A 24291-nucleotide genomic window follows, 5' to 3' on the forward strand; every position below is an offset into this window, starting at 1 on the left:
GTGGCCACCGCAGCCGAGGAAACCGTTCACCGGTACTTCCAGCGCATCGAGGAGGTGTTCATCGGCCTGCGCGGTGCGCCGCTTCTGCTATCGCCTTCGGACTGGCGCATCGCGCAGGACTGGAAGAAGCGAGAGATCCCCTTCGAGGTGGTCGAGAAGGCGCTCGAAGAGGTTTTCGAGCGGCGCAAGGCGCGCGGCGACGAACGGCGGGTGCAGGGGCTCCGCTACTGCGCGCCGGCGGTGGAGGCCGCTTGGCAGGAGATCGAGGAGCTGCAGGCGACGGGGCGCCGAGAACCGGCGGCCCCGGCCTTCGACGTTGCCGCACGTCTCGCCGCCCTGGCGGCGGCCCTGCCGGCCGAGGCCGAGGCCTTCGGCGATCGGATCCGGCACCTCGACGGACCCGCCGAGGCGGTCGAGGACGCTCTTTCGCGGCTGGACAACGAATTGCTCTCCGCTCTCGAAGTCCAGCTCACCGCCGAGCAGCGCCAGGACATCGCCGAGCGCTCCCGCGCCAGCCTGGCGGTGCTCGCCGAACGCCTACCGGCGGACGAACTGCAGGTGGCCCGCCGTCGCCTGATGGCGCGCTGGCTGCGGCGAATCCTGTCCGTGCCGGTGCTGTCCCTGTTCTCGCCGGAAGCGGAAAAGACCTAGACAACAAGCCATCTCCTCGCCAACGAGCGATGATCTGCCCCGCTGGCGTCTCCTGAGGCGATGGGGAAGCTTCACGATCGTCCCGCTCTGTTGCCGGCCGTCGCCGTCGCCCTCGGGGTGTCGGGCGGCCTGCACCTGCATAGCCTTTCCCTTCCGCTGGTCGTCGCGCTGGGATGCGCCGGCGTGGCGGTGGGCGGATCCGTCCGGCGGGGTTGGGTCGGTGGGAGTTCGCTGGGTCTGGCCATGGTGGCTCTCGCCGCCGGTCTGACGGCCGGCACTCTCGCTCAGGAGCGTGCCGCGGCGCTTTCGGTGACACCCGGAACGGCGGTGCCGGTCGAGGCGGTCGGGCGTGTCGCCGGGCCGTGGCGGCGCCTCGACGGCACTTGGCGCTCGACCCTGACCGTCGAGCGTTTGGGCCGCGGCCGCCAAGTCCACAGTGACCTGGGAACGCTCCTGCTCGACGTCACCGCCTCGACGGACGGTGCGAGGCCGAAGCTACCGCCGTGGGGAGCGCGGGTGCGAGCCCTCGGCAGCCTGCGCCGGGCGCCGGGTTATCGCAATGGCGGTCGGGTGCCGTCGTCGCCGCCGCGGCTGCGGGTGAAGAGTCTCCGGTTGGTGCGGACCCTGGGCGAGCCCACCGCCTTCGGGTGGTGGATGGCGATCTCCCGCCACCGTATCGAAGGCGTCTACGATGCCCACCCCTCGTCCCGCGGCGCGGCCCTCGCCCGGGCTCTGCTGCTGGGCGATTCCCTCCGCCTGCCGGAGGAGTGGGTGCGCGGTCTCCGGCGGGCGGGCCTGGCGCACCTGCTGGCGGTGTCCGGCCTCCATCTCGGGCTGGTCGCGCTGCTGGCCGGCGCCCTGGCCCGGCCGCTGCCGCCGTGGGCCAGGGGTGGATTGATCTTGGCGGCCTGTGCCGCCTACAGCACGCTGGTAGGTGGCCGCACCTCCGTTCTGCGGGCTTTCGGCATGGCCGCTGCAGCGGTGACGGCGAGCGGCACCCGCCGCCCGCCGAGTCCGGTCAACGCCCTCGCCTGGGTGGCCGCCGCGCTGCTGCTGGATCGGCCCGAGCGCCTCCACGATCTCGCCTTCCAGCTCACCGTGGGGGCGACCTTTGGGCTGCTGGTGGTGGCTCCCACGCTGGGCGGCGCGGCGGCCGGAAGGCTCCGCAAGGCCCTGGCGGCGACGGTCGGCGCGCAGCTCGCCAGCCTGCCGATCCTCGTTCCGCGGTTCGGTGTCGTCGGGCTGTTTGCACCGGTCTTGAATCTGGTGGCCGTGCCCTGGACGGCACTGAGCCTCGCCGTCGGCCTGCTGTGGACCTTGGGCGCCCTGATCGCCCCGGAGTCTGTCGTCTCCGAGGCCCTCCTGTGGCTGCTGGATGCCCTGGCCCGTCCCTTCCAGTGGCCGTCTACCGGCGCTCCGCGAAGCTGGGGGAGCTGGATCGTCTCCGCCGGCGGCGGTACCGCGCTGCTGGCCGCCTTGCTCATCGGCTGGTGGCTCGCCGCCGGTTCGACGGTCGTTTCGAACTCCGCCGATCGCCCTCCCAAGTCTCCTTGGCTGCGCCTGGTGAGGCGGTCACCGGCCTTGCTGCTGGCACTTTGGTTCTTGCTGCCGCGGGCGCCGACCGGTGGGGTGGAGGTGGTGGTGCTCGATGTCGGCCAGGGCGACGCGATCCTGCTGCGGGACGGCAGCGAGGCGGTGCTGGTCGACGGCGGCGGCTGGCGGCACGGGGACTTCGGCGGCCGGGTGCTGGTTCCTGCCCTGGCGCGCGAGGGCCTGCGCCGTCTGACGGCGGTGGTGATGACCCATCCGGATACGGACCACTGCGCCGGCTTGGTGGACCTGCTGGCCCGGATGCCGGTGGGGGAGGTGTGGGTCGGCGCCGGCTGGCCCGACGAAGGATGCGCCGCGAACCTGAAACGTTCCGCCGGACGGCGCTGGCGGATCATGCTTCCGGGCGAGGCGCCGCCAGCGGTGGGTCGGTGGCGGTGGACCCACCTCGCGGCGGCGGGCTCGTCCATCAACGATCGTTCGCTGGTGCTCAGAGCCGAGGCCCTCGGTCGTTCCATCTTGCTGACCGGCGATATCGGCTTCGCCACCGAGCGGGCGTTGGCGCTGTCCGACTTCGAACTGGCGAGCACCTTCCTGAAGGTCGCCCATCACGGCTCGAAGAACTCCTCCGGCGGGCCGTTCCTGGCCGCCGTTCGCCCCCGGCTGGCGGTGGTGTCCGCCGGCGTCGGCAATCACTACGGTCATCCGGCGAGGGATACCCTGGAGCGGTTGCGGCGTCAGGGCGTCCGTTGCCTGCGAACGGACCGCCTGGGCGCTGTGCGCCTGGCCTGGTCGGCGCCGGACGGACCCGTGGAGGTGGACTGGGCGGCTCCCTACTGAAGGGTGCCCAGGGGATGCCGTAGGTTGCTGGTGTTCTGGGCAAGCTAGTATCCGCCTATGGGACCCGTGCTGGTGATTCTCGGCCCGACGGCGGTGGGCAAGACCGCCCTGGCTCTGCGGGTGGCGGACGAGGCCGGCTGCGCCTACGAGATTGTCAACGCCGATGCCCTGCAGGTGTATCGCGGCTTCGATATCGGCACGGCCAAGCCGACGATGGAAGAACGCCGGGCGGTACCGCATCATCTGATCGATATTCTCGACTCGTCGGAGCGCTTTTCGGCTGGAGAATTCGCGCGCCGGGCACGGGCGGCGATCGGCGACATCGAGGCCCGGGGAGGTCGAGCGATGGTGGTGGGCGGCAGCGGTCTCTACCTGCGCGCCCTGCTGGAGGGCATCAGCCCCATGCCGCCGGGCGATCCGGAAGTGCGGTCGCGGCTGCGCGAGCGGCGGGCGGCCGAAGGTTTGTCGGTGCTTTATGAGGAACTGCGCGCTGGTGACCCGGAAACCGCCGGCCGGGTGGCTCCAAGAGACTCGCAGCGGGTCCTCCGGGCGCTCGAGGTATTGGCCGTCACGGGGCGCCCTCTTTCGCGCTGGATTGCGAGCCAACCCTTTGGAGAATCTCGGCTTCCGGCCGTCCGGGTCGGATTGACGCTACCGCGAACCATCCTGTACGATCGCATCTCCGATCGGGTGAGCCGTATGATCGATTGCGGTTGGGTGAACGAGGTGGTGACTCTGCTCCGAGGGGGCGCATCGCCGGGTCACCCGGCCTTTCAAGCGATCGGTTATCGCCAGATCGCCCGGCATGTTCAGGGTGGCTGTACCCTCGAACAAGCCATCGATGAAACGATCACCGCCACGCGGCGGTTTGCGAAGCGGCAGTGGACGTGGTTTCGGAAGGAAGCGGACATTTTCTGGCTGGATGCCCGCGATCTGGACGAACGGATGTCCGACATCTCGGATCACCTTTCTCGCCGCCGACTCTGGAGACGTGATGGCCAAGCACAACATTAATATTCAAGACGGTTTTCTTTTTCAGAACCTCAAGGAAGGTCATTTGATGGAGGTTCGCCTCACGACCGGCACGGACCTGGTCGGCCGGCTCAAGCGCTTCGATCGCTTCGCGGTGGTTTTGGAGGTGTCCGGCCAGGAGGTTCTGGTGTATAAGCATGCCATCGCGACCATCTCCATCGGTGACGCGTCCCAAGGCTAAGCACCGCGGGCGTCGGCTCGCGGGCGCCCTGACTCTCGCCTCTGTCCCCTGGTTGGCTGCTTGCGGCTCTGCCGATCGGCCGGCTCCGCAGCCGGTGCCGGAGCCCCGTGCGCTGTTCGAACGGGTGGCCTTCGAGGATCGGCCCTTGGTGGTCGATCCCCTCGCTACGTATCCGCTGGCGGCCGGCGGTGAGCGCTCCGCCGATGTCCTAATTCTGTTCCGCGATCTGGCGCAGGGCGAACCCACCGACCCGTTGCGCGCGGCGGCGCAGGATCTGCTGCGGGTCGATCCCTCTTTTCATCCGGCGTCGCTGATCGTCGCCCAGACCTACTTCGTCGACGGCGATTTCGCCGCTGCGGTGAGAACCCTCGACCCGGTCGTCGAGCAGGTCGCCGACTATCCGGCGGCTCAGCTCCTCCTCGGGTGCAGCGCCGAAAAGGTGGGTGAGGTGGTGCGCGCGGTGGAAGCCTATGGCGCCACCGGCAGCCTGCGTCCGATCGCCGAGGAGCGCTTGGAGACCCTGCTGCCGGTGGCCGAGGGCATCGTCGCTCGGCGCATCGAGGACGCCCTGCGCCGGGGCCGGCCGGAGATCGCTCGTGAGGAGCTGGAGCGGTTGCGGCGATGGTCTCCGGAGTCGCCGGTCGCGCTGGAGAGCTGGCGCTCCATCGCCGTCGCCGAGGAGAACCCCAAAGAAGAACTGGTCGCGGTGCGGGCTTTGCGCGAACTCTATCCGGAAGAGCGCAGCCTGCTGGCGGATCAGGCGGACCTAGAACTGTCGGTGGGCGATCCACGGGCCGGGTTGGAGATCTATCAGAGCCTGTCCGCCGAGTTCCCGGAAGACGAGCAACTGCGCCTCGACGTAGCCCGCGCCAAGTTCCGCTGGCGGGTGTCGCAGTTGCCGGCGGAAGTGCGCGAGGCCGGCGCCAAGGCGGCCTTGAGCCGCGCCGACCACGCTCTGCTCCTCTATTGGGTGGCGCCGCCGGTGCGCTACGGCCGGCCCGGTGCCGGCCGCATCGCCTCGGACATCCTGGACCACCCGCATCGCGAGGCCATCGCCCGGGTAGTCAATCTCGGTCTGATGCGCTTGCAGACATCGGTCCACCGCTTCGAGCCGGAGGAGGAGGTGACCCGGCTCGAGGTGCTCGAAAGCCTGCTGCGGATCGGCGCTACCGACCGCCGCCCGGCGGCTTGCCTGACCGGCATCGAGAGCAACCGCCGGCCATCGTCTTCCTTTGTCTGCGAGGTGGCGGCGCGCTGCGGACTGATCGCCAGCAGCTCCGATTGCCTGCCGAGCGGAACGGTCTCCGGCACCGAGGACCTGGAGCTGATCCGTAGGGGCCTTCTGCTGCTAGGCTCTTAGCCGATGACGTTCACAATTCCCAACCTCCTCTCCATTTTCCGGATGGGGTTGGTGCCCCTATTCATCATCGCGGTGATCGACGGCGACGCCCTGAAGGCGCTGCTGCTGTTTACCGTCGCCGGTATCACCGACGCCCTCGACGGCTTCATCGCCCGCTTCTGGAATCAGCAGTCGCTTCTGGGCACCTACATCGATCCCATTGCCGACAAGCTGCTGCTGACTTCAGCCTATGTAGTGCTCGCCATCCCGCGCCTCAATCCGGAAATGACCATTCCGATCTGGGTGACGGTGCTGGTGATTGCACGGGATGTCTTGATCGTGGTGATGGCCGGTGCGCTGTTCCTGGCGACGGGCATCCGCTCCTTCCCGCCGGCGATGCTCGGCAAGGTCACCACCGCAGCGCAGGTGACCACCGTCTTCATGGTGCTGGTCACCGCCCTGTGGCCGACTCTGCCGGAGTTGGTGTGGGGCACCCACATCGCGATCTACGCCACGGCGGCCCTCACCGTCGCCTCGGGCCTCAATTATGTCCGCCTCGCCAACTCGATGGCCGGTACCCGCTCGGTGGAAAAGGGCGGCGACGAAACCGGCGAGTAAACCCCAGGAAAGTCAAGCATTGTCCGACTTCGTTCACCTGCATCTGCACAGTCAGTACAGCCTTTTGGACGGCGCCAATCGCCTCGACGACGTGATCGGCGAGGCGGTTTCCGCCGGCATGCCCGCCGTCGCCCTGACGGACCACGGCAACATGCACGGGGCGATCGAGTTCTACACCCGCTGCCGCAAGGCGGGGATCAAGCCGATCGTCGGCATCGAGGCCTACGTCACCGAGGATATGTTCGATCGCACGCCGCGCAGTCGCGGCGGTGGCGCCAATCACCTGGTGCTGCTGGCGAAGAACGAAACCGGCTACCGCAACCTGATCAAACTGTCCTCCCGGGCCTATCTCGAAGGCTTTTATTACAAGCCGCGGATGGACAAGGCGCTGCTGCGCAAGCACAGCGAAGGGATCGTCGCGCTCTCCGCCTGCTTGAAGGGTGAGATCAACGAGGCGCTGACCGAAAACCAGGAGGACGAGGCCTTTGCTCTCGCTCGGGAGTACCTGGAGATCTTCGGCGAGGGCAACTTCTACCTGGAACTCCAGGACCACGGCATCCCGGAGCAGGCGGCCTGCAACGACGCCCTACGGCGGATCTCCAAGAAGCTCGGCATTCCGATGGTGATCACCAACGACTGCCACTATCTGCACAAGGACGACTCCTTCGCCCACGACGTGCTGCTGTGCATCGGGACCCAGCGCAACGTCGCCGATACAGACCGCCTGAAGTACTACTCGAACGAGTTCTACATGAAGGGCGTGGACGAGCTGCGGCGAGTGTTCCCGGACGATCGCCAGGCGATCGAGAACACCTTGAAGGTGGCTGAGGCGTGCCAGCTCGAAATCCCGATGGACTCTTTCCATCTGCCGGAGTTTCCGGTGCCCGCGGGCTACACCCTCGACTCCTACTTCGCCAAGGTGGCGCGCGACGGCCTGGACGAGCGCTTCGACGAGCTGCGCCGGCGGACGGATCGCATCGAGCGCTTTGGGGTGGATGTCTACAAGGAGCGCCTGGAACGGGAGATCGGGATCATCGAGGAGATGGGCTTCCCGGGCTATTTCCTGATCACCTGGGACTTCATCCGCCACGCCCGGGAGAACGGCATCCCGGTCGGCCCTGGCCGCGGTTCCGCCGCCGGCTCGCTGGTGTCCTACGCCCTGCGCATCACGGACATCGATCCGCTGCGCTACGACCTGCTGTTCGAGCGTTTCCTGAACCCCGAACGCATCAGCATGCCGGACATCGACATCGACTTCTGCATGCGCCGGCGCGGTGAGGTGATCCACTACGTCAACGACAAGTACGGCCGCGACAAGGTGGCCCAGATCATCACCTTCGGAACGCTGGCGGCGAAAGCGGTGATCCGCGACGTCGGGCGGGTACTGGGGCTTCCGTACGCCAAGGTGGACCGCATTTCCAAGCTGGTGCCGGACATGACCCGCTCCCTCGCCGAGGCCGCCAAAGAGGTCGAGGCGCTGCGCACGGAGGTCAAGCGCGATCCGGAAATCCAGCAGATCGTCGACGTCGGCAAGCGCCTCGAAGGGCTGACCCGCCACGCCTCGGTGCACGCCGCCGGGGTGGTGATCACGCCGCAGCCGCTGGACGAACTGGTACCGCTGTTCAAGACCAGCCGCGACGAAGTGACCACCCAGTGGGACAAAGATGTGGTGGAGGACCTGGGCCTGCTGAAGATGGACTTCCTCGGCCTGCGCACCCTGACGGTGATCGATGATGCGGTGAAGATCATCCGCCAGCAGGGAGTGGACCTGGACCTCGACGAAGTGCCCCTCGACGACCCGGAGGTCTACAAGCTGTTCTGCGACGGGCGCACCAACGGCATCTTCCAGTTCGAGTCGCGCGGCATGAAGGATCTGCTGCGGCGCGCCGAGCCCTCGAAGTTTGAGGATCTGGCGGCCTTCAACGCCCTCTACCGCCCGGGCGCCCTGTCCGTCGGCATGGTGGAGGAGTACATCCAGCGCAAGAAGGGCAAGAAGAAGGTGCGTTTCACCCTGCCGGAGACGCGGGCCATCCTGGAGGAGACCTACGGTGTCATCGTCTACCAGGAGCAGGTGATGCAGATTGCGGTGGAGGTTGCCGGCTTTTCCCTCGGCGAGGCGGACATCCTGCGCAAGGCGATGGGCAAGAAGAAGATCGAGGTGATGACCGAGCAGAAGGCGAAGTTCATCGCCGGTGCCGAGGGGCGCGGCATCGACGGCGGCAAAGCGGCCGAGCTGTGGGACTACATTGAGCCCTTCGCCGGCTACGGCTTTAACAAGAGCCACAGCGTCGCCTACGCCATGCTCGCCTTCAAGACCGCCTACTTGAAGGCCCACTACCCGGTGGCCTTCATGGCGGCGATGCTGAACTCGGAAATGGGCAACTCCGACGCCATCGCCAAGTACGTCCGCGAGTGCGGCGACATGGGGATCGAGGTGCTGCCGCCGGAGATCAACGCCAGCGACTGGTGGTTCACGGTGGACGGCGAAAAGATCCGCTTCGGCCTGGGCGCCGTCAAGGGCATCGGTGAAGGTGCCGTCGACGAACTCTTGCGCACCCGGGAGCGCCTAGGCCGGTATACCGGCTTGACCCACCTCGCCTGCGAGGTGGACGGCCGGCAGCTCAACCGAAAGGTCTTCGAGTGCTTGATCAAAGCCGGCTGCTTCGATGAGCTGGTGCCCGCCCGGCGGCCGCTGTTCAGGGCCCTCGACGGCATCCTGGCGGACGCCCAGCGCCAGTGGCGGGATCGCGCCTCGGGCCAGACCGGCCTGTTTGCCGGCACCGACCAGGCCGCCGCCGCGGCGAAGGATCCCACCGGCCGCGAGTGGGAGGAGCGCGAGCGCCTCAGCTTGGAGAAAGAGACCCTCGGTTTCTACCTCACCGGCAACCCTCTCTCGGAATACGAGGAGAGCCTGGCGCAACTGGTCAGCCACGACCTCACGAACCTCGCCGAAGCGGTCGACGAGACGGTGACCGTCGGCGGCGTGGTCACCCGCATTCGCAACACCAAGATCAAGTCCGGCCCCAATGCCGGCCGCCTGATGGGCCGCTTCACCCTGGAAGACCTCGAAGGGCGCACTCCGGTGGTGCTCTTCGCCAACCAGTTCCAGCAATTCGGTCACCTGCTGGAAGACGAAGCGGTGATCGTGGTGAAGGGGCTGGTGCGGGAGCGGGGCAGCGAGGTGGAGCTGAACGTCGAGGACATGACCTCCCTGGAACAGGCCACCCGCAAGCTGCTGCTGGCGGTGGAAGTGGACCTCGGTGCCGGCCTACCGACGCAGGAGATGCTTCGCCTGCGCGACATCCTGACGGAGCACGCCGGCCCGACGCCCTTGAAGCTCAGCCTGGATCGCGCCGGCCAGCGCTTTCACATCGCCCCGGGCGAAAACTTCAAAGTGCGCTTCGACCCGGAGCTGGTCTCCTCCCTCGAATCCATCCTCGGCGAGGGCCGGGTGCACGAACACTATGCTGGCTAGTGGACCGCAACTGCGGGATCGGATGTGAATGGCTTGTCTTCCGCGGCCATGGCGGCGTTGCGCAAGCTCGGCGCAGCGGAGCTACGCCTGCGCCTGCGCGCCTTGCCCTGACCACGGAATCCTTCGCCAGTTCACTATCCGCTCCCTTGTTCCGGCCCACTATCCGGCCGCCGCTACGCCTTCACGGTGCCGGCGTGAATACCCGCCGCACCCTCACCTGCTCCTGCAGGGCGAAATGCTCCTGCACGATCGGGTAGGTGGCGTTGCGCAGCCACATCTCGAGAATGCTGTTGTACCAGCGGTTTCCGAGCACGGCGCTGCTGCCGCCCGGCAGGCTGCTCTCGCCGTGGATCATGCCGGGCTGGCCGCCCAGCTCCCCGACATAGCGCCGCACCGGTCCGCTACCGAACATGAAGTCGTTCGCGCTGTCCGCCCGGGCCGAATGGCTCGAGGCGTCCACCACGCCGAAGCCACCGTCCACCGGAAAGCCCGGCAGGCCGGGGAGAGGACCCTGAACTGGCTCCGAGAAGGGGCCGCCGAGGGGATGGTCCAGAACCAGGCGGTGGAGGTATCCCCAGCGGTAGTCGTTCTGGTCCGTCGAGCCGTGGAAAGCCGCTTCGAACGGCTCGCCGGCCAGGCGTTCGAGAGCCATTCCGAGACTGGCCAGGATGTAGATGTCCCGTCGGGCGTCCGCCGTCGGCGGCTCCAGCGGGTCATCGAGCTGGAAGAAATCGACTCCCGAGACGCCCTGCCCCTGGTTCTGGTCGAAAGTGTCGAGGAGATGACGCAGAGCGATGACCGCCCGGCTGCTGCCGGGGACCGGCAGGCCGAATTGGCCGAGGGTCGCATCGATCGTGTTCTGGATCATCTGGCCGCGCCACACGGAGTAGATGGTGGCCGCCACGCTGGCCTCGATCTCCGGCCCTCGCGGATTCGTTCCGGTCACCGCTCCGCGGCGATCCGGGTCGCCAAAGTCGAAGCCTTCGGCGAGACCCGTCGGAGTGGAGTAGTCCCAGTGCCGCAGCCGGTCCACCGCTTCCGAGATACCCGCGTCCAGCGACAGGACCGCAAGCAGCGGTTCGTCCGTATCGGAAGCGTTTTCGAAGGCCGACAGGATGTGGGGCACGAAGACCTGTGCGTCGAGCAGCACCGTGTCGCCCTGGATCTCCTGCATGTCCTCGAAATCCACCTGGCCGGCGGCGAATTTTTCCTTCAACACCTGGGTGATGCGGCCGGCACGGGTGCCCTGCGCGTAGCCGGCGTTCAGGTAGTAGATACCGCCGCCGGGGCGCAGTTGGTTGAGGGGATCATTGTCGAGGGTGGTGCCTGCCGGATCGTTGTTGGCATTGACGAAGTAGCCCATCGGCGGGTTGATGAGATGCGGCATCTCCGCCGGCGGCAGAATCTCGTAGGGAATGGCCTGGCCGTCCTGCAGCTGCGCGACCGGCAACCATTCGTTGCCGCCGGCGCCGACGCGAATGAAGTAGGGCGGCAGGCCTTCGACCACGCCGGCTTGCAGGTCCTCGCGGATCGGCATCTCGGCGCTGGTGAAGTAGGCAATATTGCCCTTGACGTCGCCGTAGACCCAGTTCTGGGAACCGACGTCGAAGAACTGAAGGGCGGTCTGGAAATCGTCGATATTGCGCGCCCGCTCCCAGCGGCGGAAGGCGTCGATCTCACGGGTGGCGGAGAAGCCCGTGTACTGGACCGACAGGGCGATTCCGGCGTCGCTGTCGAGCTGAACGATCGGCCCCTGGTTGCGCCGCGGCACGATCAGCACCGCCGGCGGAATGGCGGTTCCGCCGACCACCGTTCCCGGCGCTGCGATGGCCGGGTTGTCCAGCGTGCCGTCGAGCTGATTGAAATGGAAGACCTGCGGGATGGGAATGATCGGCTCCAGGTTGCCCTGGTAGAAAGTGCTCATGCCGCTGGGCGACGCGGGGTCCGGTAGCACCGTCTCCAGGTAGGTGTCGGTGACGTCCATCGGGTTGGTGGTGCTGCCCCAGGAGATCCACTGATTCTGGCCCTGGATGACGTAGGGCACGCCGGCGAAGCCGCTGCCCTGGACGTCCAGGCGGCCGTCCGACGATTGCAGGTGGACCGGGTAGAAGGTCGCCGGGGCGTCGAGGGCGAGGTGGGGGTCGTTGGCGATCAGCGGCCGGCCGCTCTTGGTGCGATGGCCGCGCACTGCCCACTCGTTGGATCCCTTGATGCGCTCCGTTTGCCGGATGGCATCGCGCAGCATCGGCACCTGGCGGACCTTTTCGTAGTAGCTCTCGGCCAGACGCAGAACCTGCGGATTCAGCCGCGCGGCGGAGCGATCCCAGGTCGGCTGCGGCTGCTCGCGCAGCGGCGCACTGGCCACACCGCCTTGCAACCCACCGGGTCCGACGGCATCGGGCACCGTCGCGGCGGGGTCGAAGGGGGCGGAGCGGAACATGTCTTCGAAGTAGAGTGCCGTGCCGGCGTCACCGAGGGCCTCCTGGTAGGCGCCGAGGGTGAGGGAGGCATCGATGTCGAGATCGAAGGAGAGACTGAAGGCGATGGCTTTGGCGATCACCAGGCTGTCCACCGGCGTCCAAGGCTCGAAGGAGGTGATCTCCAGGGCGCCGTATTCCACCGGCAGCGGATTCGCCGCCACCCAGGCGTTGACGCCCTTGGCATAGGCCTCGAGATGGCCGCGGGCTTCGGAGCTGATTGCGCCGAGGGATCGTTCGGCGGCGCGGCGCAGGCCGAGGGTGCGGAGTTCCACGTCGCTCGCCAGGACGGCTTCACCCAGTAGTTCGGCCAAGGTTCCGCTCGCCTGGCGGCGGGTGGTGTCCATCTGAAAAAGCCGGTCGCCGGCATGGACGTAGCCCTGGAGAAAATAGAGATCGGTCTCCGACTGGGCGGTGATGTGCGGTACGCCCCAGGTATCGCGCTCGACCAGTCCTTGCGCGCCGAGTCCGGCGATTCGTTCGCGCACCGTGACGGTGGCGGTCAGTGGCGAGGCCAGTGAAACAGTGAAGGCGACGATCGCCAGCCAAAAAACAGTGCGCTTCATGAATCTCCTCCTCCAAGAGGCGTCATGCGGCAACGCGTGAGCATCGAAGCCGAGGGCTTTCCTCCGGTCCCCGCAATTCCGAAAAGTGAATACAATCGTTGTGCGGCTCGTAGGTCCATCTGTCAAGAGAAATAGTGAAGGAATGTGGGTAAATAGGGACATATCTCTAGCTCAATGATTTGGAAACGGATAGATCGGGAATGGAAAGTGCCTCGATGATCGATTTCAGGCTGGTGGCCCAGTGCGACGACTGTGCCCGGCAGTACGACGTGGAGGGCCAGGAGCCGGGGGATGTCTTCCACTGCTCCTGCGGCGCGGTGGTGACCATACCCACGCCGAAACCCCACGAGTCCGCCGCCATCCACTGCAGCGCCTGCGGCGGTCCGCGGGAGCGCAACGCCCAGGCCTGTACTTTCTGCGGTGCGGACTTCACCGTTCACGAGCTGGATCTGTCGTCCCTCTGTCCGCACTGCATGACCCGCCTCAGCCGCCGGGCGCGCTATTGCCACTCCTGCGCCCACCCGATGACCGCCACCAAGGCCGTGGCGACGCCCACCACCCTGGCCTGCCCTTCGTGTGGCGGATCCGACGGCGGCCGCAAGCTCAACAGCCGGCGAGTCGGCAACCTCGCCCTGGTGGAATGCCCGTCCTGCGCCGGCATCTGGCTAGAGAACGACGTGTTCGAGCGCCTCGGCAAGCAAGCCCGCAAGGGGCATGTGCCGGTGGCTGTCGCCTCGCGCGACCGCGGACGGGATGTCGATCTCGGCGCCACGCACGACAACCGCCCGTCCACGGCGCCGGTCTACCGCCCTTGCCCGGTGTGCAACAACCTGATGAACCGCCAGAACTACGGCCGCCGCAGCGGTGTCGTGGTCGACCTCTGCCGGGATCACGGCGTGTGGTTCGATGCAGAAGAGCTGGAGCGCATCCTGCGCTGGATCGAGGAGGGTGGGCTGGACCGCATGGAGCGTCGTCAGCTCGATCAACTCACCGAGGCCCAGCGCAAGCGCTCGTCTACGCCGGCCCCGATGATTCTGCGCTCGGAGCCTAGCTCTACCTTCGGCCGAGGGATGCTTTGGGAAGCGCTCTTTGCTGCCGGGGAGTGGGCGCTGAGCAAGTTCGACTGATTCCGCCTTCTCGCTAGCACATAGAATCTTCAGAATATTTCCTGCCGAGGGCGGGTTCTCGGTGTAGGATCGCTCGCTCTCCGAGTGGACTCCCCGAGGATCCTTCTCCATGGCCGAACCGACCCCGTCCCCCACCAGCGAAACACTCACCGATTGGACGCCGAGTTCCTGGCGTTCGAAGACCGCCACCCAGCAGCCGAACTACCCGGACTCGCGGGCCCTGGAGGCGGCCCTGGCGCAGCTCCGCGACCTGCCGCCGCTGGTCACCTCCTGGGAGGTCACCAGCCTCAAGGAGCAGCTCGCCCAGGTGGCGCGCGGGGAGCGCTTTCTGCTGCAGGGCGGCGACTGTGCGGAGACCTTCGCCGACTGCCGGGCCGATGCGATCACCAGCAAACTCAAGATCCTGCTGCAGATGAGCCTGGTTCTGGTGCACGGGGCGAAGAAGCGGGTCACGCGGGTCGGCCGTTTCGCCGGGCAATACGCCAAGCCGCGCTCCGCCGATCTGGAGACCATCGGCGGTGAGACGCTGCCCAGCTACCGGGGCGATCTAGTCAATGGAATCGAGTTCACGGAGGCGGCGCGGGTGCCGGCGCCGGAGCGCCTGCTCCGCGGCCACGAGCGCTCGGCGCTGACGCTCAATTTCATTCGCGGCCTGATCGATGGCGGCTTCGCGGATCTCCATCACCCGGAATATTGGGAGTTGGAGTTCGTCGAGCACTCACCTTGGGCGGTGGACTATCAGCGCATGGTGGAGAGCATCGGCGATGCGTTGCGCTTCATGGAAACGGTGGTCGGGAGGCCTGTCGGGCAGCTCGAACGGGTGGATTTCTTCACCAGCCACGAGGGACTTCATCTCGAATACGAGGCGGCCCAGACCCGCCAGGTGCCGCGTCGTCGCGGTTGGTACGACCTGTCGACGCACCTGCCCTGGATCGGCATGCGCACGGCGCAGCCGGACGGGGCGCACGTGGAGTTTTTCCGCGGCATCCGCAACCCGGTGGCGGTGAAGGTCGGGCCGGCGATAGGGCGCGACACCCTTTTGCGGTTGCTCGATCTGCTACACCCGGACGACGAGCCGGGACGTTTGACCTTGATCCACCGCTTCGGCGCGAAGTCCGTCGGGGAGCATCTGCCGAAGCTGGTCGAAGCGGTGCGTGCGAGCGGCAAGACGGTGGTGTGGTGCTGTGATCCGATGCACGGCAATACGGAGAAGACGGCCAGCGGCCGCAAGACGCGGCGCTTCGAGGCGATTCTCTCGGAGCTGGAGACGGCATTCGATGTCCACGCGGAGCTGGGAACCTACCTCGGTGGGGTGCACGTGGAGCTGACCGGAGAGGACGTCACCGAATGCACCGGCGGGGCGCGCGGACTGGCGGACAGGGACCTCGATCGGGCATACCGGTCTTTTGTGGATCCCCGGTTGAACTATGAGCAGGCTTTGGAGCTGGCGATGCTGGTGGCTCGGCGGATGGGGAAGGTGAAGGCGGGAGATCCGAACCGGCCCTGAGTTGGATCCGCGGGCGCCAACGACCTGATGATTCCAAAAATCCTCTGAGTTCCCGCGTCGAGCTCCCGGCCGACGGGACCCGCCTCGGACCTCCGTTCTTCTCGTTCAGTCCCTCTGCTCTGTGGAAGTAGCGCCCGCGTCAGTTTTCCGCCGAGGGGACCTCACTTCGGACCTCCGGCTTCTTATCTTCACGAAGTGAAGGGAACTGCGCCCCCGCTCTGACGGGCTCTTCAGGGTGATGTTTGGGTGATCAGGGCGAGCGCCAGGGCGCCGCGGGCCGTCCAGGCGGCGGTGCGCAGCCAGTTGGTTGCCACCAGGCGGTGGATGGCGGAGAGGTCGCGGTGGCGGGTCAGGCGTTGGTGGAGGGGCACCTGGAGCAGCGCCGTTGAGATCCAGATGAAGGCGAGCAGGCCGATCCCCAACCACAGTAACCGGTGATCCAGACCCAGGGGCGGATCTAGCAGAAGCAGGACGGCGGTGGTCAGCTCGGTGAGCATGAGCGGCATGACCACCCAGGAGGTGCGTCGCTGGTGTGCTTCGGCGAAGCCGGCGAATTGCCGCTCTGAGGCGAGGGCGAATAGGGGGTAGTGGACGAGCTGGACGAACCAGATCACTCCCACCATCGCGAGGGTGGCGCCGGCATGGATCGACAGCAGGGTCAATGAGCCTCCGTCAGTGCCTTGACCACCTTCGGCAGCAGCTCCTCGGCCGGTGCCGGCAGGATTTGGATGTGGCGGTAGGGGGAGGGTGCCGCGGCGGGGTCGATGCTGTAGACGGGGATGCCGCGCAGGGCGGCCTGCTGCTGGAACATCTCCGTGACTCCGACGGACAGGGACGTGCCGATGAATAGCAGAAACTTTGCGCTGTCGGCAACCTCGACGACGTCCCGATAGCGGTAGTCGCGGTGTTCGGTGTAGTACTCGTCGAAGAACAGAACGTGAGCGCGGAGCCACGAGCCGCAGTCCGGGCAGGTGGGGAGGTTGGCGCGGTCGGGCGACTCCTGGAAGCCCGAGAAGTCGACCTCGGTGCGCAGAATCGAGCCCGCCGGGGAGCCGAGGCGGCAGCCGTCGCGGGCGCAGCGGACCCGATCGGCGCTGCCGTGGACCTTGATCAGGTCCAGGGCGCCACCGCCCCGGCGCTCGGCGATGGCTTGCTCGTGCAGGGTGTCGATGTTCTGCGTCACCAGAGCGAGCCGGCCGCCGCTCTCGCTCATCCAGCCGGCGAGATCTACCAGTGCCCGGTGGGCGTCGTTGGGTTGGGCGGCAGTGGCCTTGCGGAAGCGCTCCAGGTACCACTGCCACTGGGTCACCGGATCGCGCTGGAAGAACCCGAAGGTCGCCATTTCAATGTCGTTCTGGTTCCACACCGCTTCCGGGTCGGAGCCCCGAAAGGTCGAAATCCCACTCGCCGCGCTGATCCCCGCTCCGGTGACCACCGCGATTCGTTCACTTGCCACGGATCGCAGTGCTTCGGCTAGTTCCTGCGTCAGATCTTCCATGGGTTGAGCATAAGGCACCTTGCTCTAGACATCGTCCTGCCCTTTTTGTGCTCGAGGCTTTGAACGAAGTGCGAGTCCAGGGGGGCTCGGGGGACCGGGCGGGGCTTGGTGATCTTTGATGATGTGGCCCCGCCCTGCGTTGCGAGGGCGCAAAACGCTGGACCCCTCCCCAAGAAAGCGCGAGCGCCCTCGCAAAGCTACCCCGAACCCCCCTGGACTCGCACTTCTCACCCGCGGTCCTGGATCCACGCTTCTATTCAAGGTGATCCCGGTCCCCCGAGGATTCCAGTCCTTGGCTTCGGCAGGGGTGGTGGGAAGTCGGCGGAGCTAGACCAGTCTCGAACCTCGGAGGCCACCGAAGCGAATGGCGTTCACGCAGAGAAACCGGTAAATTGCCACGAATCTTTTCTTGCGTGTCTGCCATTGCCGAGGAGTTGTCATGACCCATCGCTTCGCCTTCTGTCTTGTCGTTTGCTGCCTGCTCATCGCAGCTTCTGCTTGGGCCCAAGAGCCAGTGACCGCAGAACCGATAGCCCAGGAGCCAATGCCGGCCGGGCTGGTTGCTGCAGATGTAGAAGGCGAGCCCGGCTTTGCAGAGGCTGTTCTGGCAGCCACGACGGATCCTGCCTTCCTTCCAGAGAATGTCGCCACCCTGCCCGATTCGGACACCGCGCCGTCGCCCACCGACCATCTCGGCCACATCGCCGGGGCGCCGGACGTGCTGTCGTCGGTGGCGGAGGTGCACGGCTACTTTCGGGAACTGGCGGCGGCCAGTCCGCGGGTCGAGATCGAGACCCTCGGCACCAGCGAAGAAGGCCGGGAAATGATGCTGGTTTCCATCTCCTCCGAAGACAACCTGGCGCGGGCCGGCGCCATCCGGGAGGCGGGTCGACGCCTGGCCGATCCGCGTCAAACCACCCCGGCTGAGCGAGACGAGCTGATCGCCGACGGGCCGGCCGTGTACTACCTGCTCGGCGGCCTCCACTCGCGGGAGACCGGCTCGCCGGAGATGCTGATGGAGCTGGCCTACCGGCTGGCGGTGAGCGAGCGACCGGAGATCGTCCGCATGCGCGACAAACTGGTGGTGCTGATCACCCCGGTCGTGGAGCCAGACGGGCGGGATCGGGTGGTGGAGTGGTACCGGCGGCACCTCAAGGGGCGCGACATGTCCTGGGAGGATGTAGCGGAGATTGGCGGTCCGCCCTACTGGGGGAAGTACGTCTACCACGACAACAACCGCGACGGCATGCAGCGCACCCAGGCGTTGACCCGGGCGGTGCACGACGCCTTTTATCGCTGGCGGCCGCAGGTGGTACACGACCTCCACGAGTCGGTGCCGCTGCTCTACATTTCCACCGGCCACGGCCCCTACAGCCCGGCGGTCGATCCGGTGACCATCAACGAGTGGACGCAGATGGCTCACCATGAAGCGTCGGCCCTCCAGGCCCAGGGCCTTCCCGGAGTGTGGGTGTGGGGCTTCTGGGACGGCTGGTGGCCCGGCTACCTGGTGTCCGTGGCCCACCACCACCACGCCGTTGGGCGCTTCTATGAGACCTTCGGGAACTCCCACCCGGGCACCTTCGAGCGCGACCTGTCCAAGGCGCGCTTCGTCGGCAAGAAGGTCACCGAGACCACCTGGTATCGTCCCTGGCCGCCGGAGGACAAGGTCACCTGGTCGCTGCGCAACAACACCAACTATATGCAGGCCGGAGTGCTGGCCGCCCTCGACTACGCCGCCCTCCACGCGGAGCAACTGAAAGGCAATCAGTGGCGCAAGGCACAGCGGGCCATCGAGCAAGGCGGTGACGAGGCACCGCACGCCTGGGTGCTGCCGGTGGAAGGGCAGCGCGACGGCGGCCGGTTGGCGGATCTCGTCAACCTGCTGCGGCAACACCAGATCGAGGTCCATCGCCTGGCCGAGGCGGTCACCTTCGGGGAGACCACCCATGGAACCGGGAGCTATGTGGTCCGCCTGGACCAACCGGCCCGCAACGCGGCCCAGAACTTTCTGGAGGCGCAGTCCTTTCCCAAGAACGAACCCAACCCGCCCTACGACGATGTCGCCTGGACCTGGCCGCTGCTCATGGGAGTTGAGGCGACGGCGGTGGAAGATCCGGCGGTTTTGCAGGCGGCGATGGCGCCCGTGACGGCGCCGGTGCAGCCGGCCGGCGGTATCGCCGGTTCGGACTACGGAAGCGACCTCTACCTGCTCGCCGATCGCGGGCAGACTTCGCTGCTGCGGGCGCGGCTCTACTGGCGGGGGTACCAGATCGATGCCGCCGAGGAGCCGTTCGACGCCGACGGCCGACAGTACCCGGTGGGTAGCTGGATCATCCAGGCGCCGCGTGACGTGGTGGAGCCGGTGGCGGTGGAGCTGGGGCTGGAAGTACAGCCGGCCTTCTCCATGCCGGAGGTGCGGCGCCACGTGGTCGATCTTCCCCGCCTCGGGGTGATCCACACCTGGACCCGCACCCAAGAGGCCGGCTGGGCCCGCTACACCCTGGACCGCCAAGGCCTAACCTACGATTTGGTGAGTCCCGACGATCTGCGTCGGGGAGACCTGCTCGATCGCTTCGATGTGCTGCTCTTGCCGCCGGTGGGGCGGAGCCTGGCCCGTATCGTTCACGGCATCGACCGGCGCTGGAGCCCGCTCGCCTATACCGAGACCGCCGACTTTCCCAGCCACGGGCGGCCCAACGCCTCGGACGACATCACCGGCGGCATGGGTTTCGAGGGGTTGGCGAACCTCCAGGACTTCGTCCGCCGGGGCGGCCTGCTCGCCACCCTCGGCAACGGCGCCATCCTCGCCTTGGACGGCGGCCTGGTGCGGCGGGTGTCGCGCTCGTCGACCTCGGTGAGGAATCCCGGCTCGGAATTGTCCGCGCGGTTGGCCGCGGCGGACCATCCGCTGGTCTACGGCTATCCGGAGCGCACCAGCGTCTTCCGGGGGAACGGACTGCTTTTGGAGGTCGACAAGAGGGAACGGCAGCGGGTGGTGATGCGTTTCGGTGACGAGCCGCCGGAGGAGGCGGAGGAGCCGGAGGAGGAGATCGAGATCGCGGAAGTGGAAGACGAGATCCTCGGCGAGGACCTCGCCCTCGACGAGGCGGTGGAGGAAGCCGCCGTCGCCGCGCCGCAGCCGATGGCCGAGGAGGAGAAGGAAGAAGAGCCTCGGCCGTTGGTGCTGTCGGGCTATGTCGACTCGCCGGACAAACTGGCCGGCAAGGCGGCGATCGTCGACCTGCCGGTGGGGCAGGGGCGGGTGGTGATGTACGGCTTCAATCCCCTCCATCGCCACCTCAACACTTCGGATTTCCGCTTTCTGTTCAACCTTTTGCTGCACTGGAATGATCTCCCTGAGTGAGCCGGTCGAGGCGATCCGATGAGCGCCGGAAAGCGCCAGAGCGCCGCTTCGGTAGTGGCCGTGGGCATCTTCGTCAGCCGGGTGATGGGGCTGGTACGGGAGCGCGCCGTGGCGCACTTCTTCGGCGTCGGGCCGCTGGCGGATGTGCTGCAGGCGGCCTTCAAGGGTCCCAATCTGCTGCAAAACCTGCTCGGGGAAGGCACTATCTCGGCGGCCTTCATTCCGGTCTACAGCCGGCTGGTGGAAGAGGGCCGGAAAGAAGACGCCGGGCGCTTCGCCGGCGCGATCTTCGGCCTGCTGGTGTGCCTGGCCGGCGGGTTGGCCTTGATCGGGGTGCTGCTGGCTCGCCCCCTCGTCGGCCTGCTGACACCGGGCTTCGTCGGCGACGCCGCCCGGGTGGCTGCCGGAGAGTTGACCGTCGATCGCTTCGAACTGGCGGTGCGGGCGGTGCGCTGGATCTTCCCGATGACCGGCCTGCTGGTGCTCTCCGCCTGGGCGTTGGGCATCCTCAACAGCCACCGGCGCTTCCTGTTGCCGTATCTGGCGCCGGTGGTGTGGAACGGGGCGATCATCGCGGCGTTGGTCGGTGCGGGTCTGCAGTGGGGCGGTGGCGAAACCCGGGTACTGATCGCCGCCTGTGTCGGTGCTCTGGTCGGTGGAGCCCTCCAGTTCGGGATCCAGCTTCCGGGGGTCTTGCGGCTTCTCGGCGGCCTGCGGCCGTCCCTCTCGATTCGTGCGCCGGGAGTACGCCAGGCCCTCGGCGCCTTCGGCCCGGTGGTCGCCGGCCGCGGGGTGTACCAGCTCTCCGGCTATCTCGATGTCCTGCTGGCCTCTCTCCTCGCCGCCGGGGCGCTCTCGGCGATGCGCTATGCGCAGATCCTTTACATCCTGCCGATCAGCCTGTTTGGCCTGTCCGTGGCCGCCTCGGAGTTGCCGGAGCTGGCCCGCCTGGGCGAGACCGGCCGCCAGAGATTCCTCGGCCGGGTGGAGGGTTCTCTGCGGCAGATGATGTTCCTGCTGCTGCCCTCGGTGGTCGGCTATCTGGCCTTCGGCTACCTGCTGGTGGGAGCGATCTTCCTGACCGGCAGCTTCCAGCAAGCGGCCAATCTACAGGTCTATGCGGTGCTGTGTGCCTACACCCTGGGCCTGCCGGCGACGGCCGTTTCCCGCCTGCTCCAGAACTCCTTCTTCGCCCTGGACGACACCCGCACCCCGGCGAAGGTCGCCGTGCTGCGCGTGGTGCTGTCGGTGGCGGTGGGAGTGCCGGCGATGTTCTGGTTCGACCGCTTCGCGGTGGACGGCAGCGGCGGCAGCCTCTTCTTCGGGGCGGTGGGGTTGGCTCTCGGATCGGCGGTCGGAGCCTGGACGGAACTCGCCGTCTTGAGCTATTTCCTGGGGAAGCGCATGCCGAGCCTGCGTTTTCCCTGGCGGGCTTGGTCGCGGGCCGCTGGACTCACGCTGCTGGCACTGGTGGGCGGTGCGGCGGTCTCCCTGGGACTGGGTTCCTTGCCGGTGGAACTCCACCCCATCGTCCGAGCCCTGACCGTCCTCGGCGCCTTCGCCGGCCTGTACCTGGTCGCGGCGAGAGCCTTCAGGTTCTCCGAACTGGAGACCTGGCTGGGCCGCTTCGGTCACAAGCGACCGCATCGCTGAAGCGAACGGGATACTGCGTCGGGAAAGCGCTTGGGTAACGGATGATCTGCTACCCGAGCAGATCATCACTGAGGTCGAAGACCGAAGCGGCGGCGCAAGCCGCCGAGGATGGGGCGGCCCGCGTCGGGGGGAGCCGCCAAGAATGACACTTCTTGGCGGTGAGGGGGCGATCCCGCGCACGGGCGCCGAGCCCGCCTAGAATCACCGATCCACCCAGTAGTTGGGCGCTTCTTTGGTGATCGTCACGTCGTGGGCGTGGCTTTCCTTGAGGCCGGCGGCGGTCACCCGCACGAAGCGGGCCTTGGTGCGCATGGCCTCGATCGACGGGCAGCCGGAAAGCCCCATGCCGGCGCGCAGGCCGCCGACGAGCTGGAGCAACATCTGGTGCACGCTGCCCTTGAAAGGCACCATCCCCTCGATCCCCTCGGGCACCATCTTGGCGAGGGAGTCGCCGGCCTGCTGGAAGTAGCGGTCGGCGCTGCCGCGGCTCATCGCTCCCAGGGAGCCCATGCCGCGGTAGGCCTTGAACTGGCGGCCCTGGTAGAGGATGGTTTCACCGGGGCTCTCTTCGGTACCGGCCAGCAGGGAGCCGATCATCACCGCGTCCGCGCCGGCGGCGATCGCCTTGGAGCAGTCGCCAGAGAACTTGATGCCGCCGTCGGCGATCACCGGCACGTCATGCTCGGCGGCCGCCTCGGTGCATTCGAGAATCGCCGTGATCTGCGGCACGCCGGCGCCGGTGACCACCCGGGTGGTGCAGATACTGCCCGGGCCGATGCCCACCTTCACGCCGTCCGCTCCGCAGTCGATCAGGGCCCGCACGCCCTCCGCCGTCGCCACGTTGCCGACGATCATCGGCGTTTGTGGAAACTCGGCCTTGATCCGCTGCGCCGCCTCCAGCACCCCGCGGCTGTGAGCATGGGACGAGTCGAGCACCAGCACATCGACCTTGACGGCGACCAGCGCCGCCGCCCGCTCCATGAAGTCGCCGGCGGCGCCGATCGCCCCGCCCACCCGCAGGCGGCCGAGGTTGTCCTTGCAGGCACGCGGGTAGTCCATCATTTTTTGGATGTCTTTGACGGTGATCAGACCGGTCAGGTTGTCGCTGTCGTCGACCACCAGGAGCTTCTCGATGCGGTGCTTGTGGAGCAGTGCTTTGGCCTGGGCGAGGGTGGTGCCCTCGGGCACCGTGACCAGGTCTTCGTGGGTCATCAGCTCCCGCACCGGTCGTTGGAGATCGTCCTCGAAGCGCAAATCGCGGTTGGTGAGGATGCCTACCAAATGGCCGTCCGCATCGGTCACCGGTACGCCGGAGATCTTGTAGCGGGACATCACATCGAGGGCCTCGTGGATGCGCGCCTCCGGCCGGATGGTCACCGGATCGACGATCATGCCGGACTCCGAACGTTTGACCTTGTCCACCTCGAAGGCCTGCTCTTCGATGGAGAGGTTCTTGTGGACCACGCCGAGGCCGCCCTCCTGAGCGATGGCGATCGCCAGGCGGGCCTCCGTCACGGTGTCCATGGCGGCGGAAACGAACGGCACCTTGAGGTCGATGCCGCGGCACAGGCGGGTGGACAGATCCACCTCGTTCGGGTGGACCTCGGACATTCCCGGAACCAGGGAAACGTCGTCGAAGGTGAGGGCTACGGGAATAGGGGAGTCGGCCATGGGGGATTCTAAACGCACTCGGCGCGAAATCCCAGGCTAAGGCGGGACGAGGATCTTCAAGTCCGGGAATGCACCCGAGAAGTGCTTTGGATTTCGCGTGACCAAGCCTCGACGACGGTGGGCAAAGCTTCCGATCAAGAGGTCGGCCAAGGGCTTTTTGGGGGTCTTCCCCGTGCGCTTCAGGTGAATGAACCGAGCCCAGGCAGCCCTGGCTGTTTCCGTGTCAGCTCGTTCCCACTCTGGAGGCAGTGAAAAGCCGATTCGAGAGAGGAAGAGGTCCTGTCTGCGGCGGCTGCCGCCGAAAGCGGGTGCAAGCTCGACATAGATGACTGGGGCAATTTCCAGGCCGTCTGATCGGATTTCGTCTAGCAAACGGGCAGAGGACTCTCCAAACTCTGGGTCGGGTTCCAGGATGTCGAGCAAGATGCAGGTGTCGATCACCCACCCCATTCTTCCTCGCCCTCTCTCAACTCGCGCATCCATTCTTCGGTTGTCCGAGAGGTCCCGCGAAAGGTGCGAGCGAAGCCCAGCATCGCCATCGCCCCGACGGGTTTCTCATCCGACGCGATGGTCACGCACAGTTCATCGTCCGCGACTTTTCGCCAGGAGAGACGCTTTCCCGGTGTCAGGTTCAGCTCGCGCCGGATCTCGGCGGGAATGGACACTTGCCCTCGCTCGGTGACAACCGTTTCTAAAGACTTTGTGGTCATAACTCGACTTTATCATGTGGTTTCATCATGTGGC

The 24291-nt window shown here is 66.8% G+C and carries 17 protein-coding genes; 11 read left to right on the top strand and 6 right to left on the bottom strand.

From position 1 onward, the window contains the following. The 7 genes from AAF481_02965 (at nucleotide 1) to dnaE (ending at nucleotide 9684) form a co-directional block, all read left to right on the top strand. On the top strand, nucleotides 1–651 hold the full coding sequence (locus AAF481_02965; protein ID MEM7480112.1) for a hypothetical protein: 651 nt from the start codon (nucleotides 1–3) through the stop codon (nucleotides 649–651). A 60-nt stretch (nucleotides 652–711) separates the two neighbouring features. Next, nucleotides 712–3039 (top strand): DNA internalization-related competence protein ComEC/Rec2, encoded by a 2328-nt coding sequence (locus AAF481_02970; GenBank protein ID MEM7480113.1) that lies wholly within the window; start codon nucleotides 712–714, stop codon nucleotides 3037–3039. Nucleotides 3040–3096: 57 nt separating this feature from the next. Further along, a complete protein-coding gene (gene miaA, locus AAF481_02975; GenBank protein MEM7480114.1) occupies nucleotides 3097–4053 on the top strand; it encodes a tRNA (adenosine(37)-N6)-dimethylallyltransferase MiaA in 957 nt (318 codons plus the stop codon). Next, nucleotides 4034–4252: an RNA chaperone Hfq gene (locus AAF481_02980; GenBank protein MEM7480115.1), complete on the top strand. Its 219-nt coding sequence runs from the start codon at nucleotides 4034–4036 to the stop codon at nucleotides 4250–4252. Before miaA ends, AAF481_02980 begins: the two co-directional genes overlap by 20 nt. A gap of 94 nt (nucleotides 4253–4346) precedes the next feature. After that, a complete protein-coding gene (locus AAF481_02985) occupies nucleotides 4347–5612 on the top strand; it encodes a tetratricopeptide repeat protein (protein MEM7480116.1) in 1266 nt (421 codons plus the stop codon). Nucleotides 5613–5615: 3 nt separating this feature from the next. Next, complete coding sequence (locus AAF481_02990; protein MEM7480117.1) at nucleotides 5616–6209, top strand: CDP-alcohol phosphatidyltransferase family protein; 594 nt, start codon at nucleotides 5616–5618, stop codon at nucleotides 6207–6209. A gap of 19 nt (nucleotides 6210–6228) precedes the next feature. After that, nucleotides 6229–9684, top strand: coding sequence for a DNA polymerase III subunit alpha (gene dnaE / locus AAF481_02995; GenBank protein MEM7480118.1), 3456 nt, complete (start codon nucleotides 6229–6231; stop codon nucleotides 9682–9684). Nucleotides 9685–9865: 181 nt separating this feature from the next. On the opposite strand, the gene AAF481_03000 is transcribed toward dnaE, so the two are convergent. Then, nucleotides 9866–12727, bottom strand: coding sequence for a penicillin acylase family protein (locus tag AAF481_03000; GenBank protein ID MEM7480119.1), 2862 nt, complete (start codon nucleotides 12725–12727; stop codon nucleotides 9866–9868). 215 nt (nucleotides 12728–12942) lie between these two features. Here AAF481_03000 and AAF481_03005 point away from each other — a divergent pair, with 215 nt between their 5' ends. Together AAF481_03005 and AAF481_03010 are read left to right on the top strand one after the other, a co-directional pair. Beyond that, on the top strand, nucleotides 12943–13854 hold the full coding sequence (locus AAF481_03005) for a zf-TFIIB domain-containing protein (GenBank protein MEM7480120.1): 912 nt from the start codon (nucleotides 12943–12945) through the stop codon (nucleotides 13852–13854). Between the two features lie 109 nt (nucleotides 13855–13963). Further along, on the top strand, nucleotides 13964–15361 hold the full coding sequence (locus tag AAF481_03010; protein MEM7480121.1) for a 3-deoxy-7-phosphoheptulonate synthase class II: 1398 nt from the start codon (nucleotides 13964–13966) through the stop codon (nucleotides 15359–15361). A gap of 230 nt (nucleotides 15362–15591) precedes the next feature. On the opposite strand, the gene AAF481_03015 is transcribed toward AAF481_03010, so the two are convergent. Together AAF481_03015 and AAF481_03020 are read right to left on the bottom strand one after the other, a co-directional pair. Next, entirely contained in the window at nucleotides 15592–16023 is a 432-nt protein-coding gene (locus AAF481_03015; GenBank protein MEM7480122.1) for a hypothetical protein, read from the bottom strand. Next, the gene (locus AAF481_03020; GenBank protein ID MEM7480123.1) at nucleotides 16020–16817 is read right to left on the bottom strand and encodes a Sir2 family NAD-dependent protein deacetylase; all 798 of its coding nucleotides are present in this window, start codon (nucleotides 16815–16817) and stop codon (nucleotides 16020–16022) included. The genes AAF481_03015 and AAF481_03020 overlap by 4 nt, the downstream gene beginning before the upstream one ends. 586 nt (nucleotides 16818–17403) lie before the next feature. Between AAF481_03020 and AAF481_03025 the strand changes: the two genes are divergently transcribed. Together AAF481_03025 and murJ are read left to right on the top strand one after the other, a co-directional pair. After that, nucleotides 17404–20223, top strand: a complete 2820-nt coding sequence (locus tag AAF481_03025) for a M14 family zinc carboxypeptidase (protein ID MEM7480124.1) — start codon at nucleotides 17404–17406, stop codon at nucleotides 20221–20223. 18 nt (nucleotides 20224–20241) lie between these two features. Then, nucleotides 20242–21876 carry a murein biosynthesis integral membrane protein MurJ gene (gene murJ, locus AAF481_03030; protein ID MEM7480125.1) on the top strand — a complete coding sequence of 545 codons (1635 nt, stop codon included), beginning with the start codon at nucleotides 20242–20244 and terminating at the stop codon, nucleotides 21874–21876. Between the two features lie 201 nt (nucleotides 21877–22077). Here murJ and guaB read toward each other — a convergent pair whose 3' ends face one another. The 3 genes from guaB to AAF481_03045 are packed head-to-tail and all read right to left on the bottom strand — an operon-like array spanning nucleotide 22078 to nucleotide 24257. Beyond that, nucleotides 22078–23547: an IMP dehydrogenase gene (gene guaB / locus AAF481_03035; protein MEM7480126.1), complete on the bottom strand. Its 1470-nt coding sequence runs from the start codon at nucleotides 23545–23547 to the stop codon at nucleotides 22078–22080. A gap of 36 nt (nucleotides 23548–23583) precedes the next feature. Beyond that, a complete protein-coding gene (locus AAF481_03040) occupies nucleotides 23584–23988 on the bottom strand; it encodes a type II toxin-antitoxin system VapC family toxin (protein MEM7480127.1) in 405 nt (134 codons plus the stop codon). Then, a complete protein-coding gene (locus AAF481_03045) occupies nucleotides 23985–24257 on the bottom strand; it encodes an AbrB/MazE/SpoVT family DNA-binding domain-containing protein (GenBank protein MEM7480128.1) in 273 nt (90 codons plus the stop codon). Before AAF481_03045 ends, AAF481_03040 begins: the two co-directional genes overlap by 4 nt. Between the last annotated feature and the right edge of the window lie 34 nt (nucleotides 24258–24291).

The sequence above is a fragment of the Acidobacteriota bacterium genome (genome assembly GCA_039030395.1).
Classification (GTDB): domain Bacteria; phylum Acidobacteriota; class Thermoanaerobaculia; order Multivoradales; family JBCCEF01; genus JBCCEF01.